This window comes from Floricoccus penangensis, assembly GCF_001832885.1.
Lineage (GTDB): Bacteria > Bacillota > Bacilli > Lactobacillales > Streptococcaceae > Floricoccus > Floricoccus penangensis.
Genome location: NZ_MKIQ01000013.1, coordinates 1 through 1,596, shown reverse-complemented (window position 1 = coordinate 1,596; position 1,596 = coordinate 1). Strand labels below are relative to the sequence as shown.

Genomic DNA, 1,596 nt, shown 5'->3' with positions numbered 1-1,596 from the left:
CATCTTTGACTTTATCCCAAGTTTCTTTTGTATAGTCATCTGGGTTTTTAGATTTAGCATTGTCTAACGCATTCTTAAGTTCATCTTTATTAACTTTTTGATCAGCTGGTTTTTCAGTTAGACCATTGAGTGCATCATTAAGTTTCTTAGTTGCGTCATCTACTTCTTTTTGAGTTGCATTTTTATCACCGTAAACTTTATTGGCTTCATCATATGCATCTTTAACTTTATCCCAAGTTTCTTTTGTATAGTCATCTGGGTTCTTAGATTTTGCATCATCTAATGCGTTCTTAAGTTCATCTTTATTAACTTTTTGATCAGCTGGTTTTTCAGTTAGACCATTAAGTGCATCATTAAGTTTCTTAGTTGCATCGTCTACTTCTTTTTGAGTTGCATTTTTATCGTTGTAAATATTGTTTGCTTCGTCATATGCATCTTTAACTTTATCCCAAGTTTCTTTTGTATAGTCATCTGGGTTCTTAGATTTCGCATCATCCAATGCATTCTTAAGTTCATCTTTGTTGACTTCAGCTACTTTTGGTCTTTCAACTAAAGCTGCCATCGCATCATCGAGTTTCTTCTTAGCTGCATCTACTTGGTCCTGAGTAGCGTCCTTGTTATCAATAACTTTTTTAGCTTCATCACGTGCTTCTTTTAATGCAGCCCATGAATCGTCAGTATACTTAGTATTATCAAGTTCAGATGCTTTGTTATATGATTCAATTAAACCAGTCTTATCTGCCTTGTCATCCTTGTGTTTTCCAGGATCTTCAGGAGTTGGGTTTGGTTCAGGATCTGGTGTTGGAACTGGATCAGGTTTTTGTTCAGGTTTAACTGGGTCTAGTGGTTTGTTTGGTTCACTAGGATCAGTAGGATTTGGATTTGGATTAACTGGATCTAGTGGTTTATTTGGTTCACTAGGGTCAGTAGGGTTTGGATTTGGGTTAACTGGATCTAGTGGTTTATTTGGTTCGCTAGGATCTGGTTTAATCGGATCTAACGGTTTATTTCCACCATCATTTGTACTTGAGCTACTTCCAGAAGTTGATCCATCTCCACTTGATGAAGTTCCAGTGCTTGTTCCTGTTGATTCACCTGGTTTGCTTGATGAAGTTCCAGTACTTGTTCCTGTTGATTCACCTGGTTTGCTTGATGAAGTTCCAGTGCTTGTGCCTGTTGATTCACCTGGTTTGCTTGATGAAGTTCCAGTGCTTGTGCCTGTTGATTCACCTGGTTTGCTTGATGAAGTTCCAGTGCTTGTTCCTGTTGATTCACCTGGTTTGCTTGATGAAGTTCCAGTACTTGTGCCTGTTGATTCACCTGGTTTGCTTGATGAAGTTCCTGTACTTGTGCCTGTTGATTCACCTGGTTTGCTTGATGAAGTTCCAGTACTTGTGCCTGTTGATTCACCTGGTTTGCTTGATGAAGTTCCAGTGCTTGTTCCTGTTGATTCACCTGGTTTGCTTGATGAAGTTCCAGTGCTTGTTCCTGTTGATTCACTGGTGTTGCTTGATGAAGTTCTAGTTCTTGTTCCTGTTGCTTCACTGTTGTTTGATGATGAAGTTCCAGTGCTTGTTGCTGCTGCTTCTCGTGTTG

The 1,596-nt window shown here is 39.0% G+C and carries 1 pseudogene; it reads right to left on the bottom strand.

The features are described from left to right. Positions 1–1,596 (bottom strand): annotated as a pseudogene (locus BG262_RS03215) (FIVAR domain-containing protein); the annotation flags it as partial.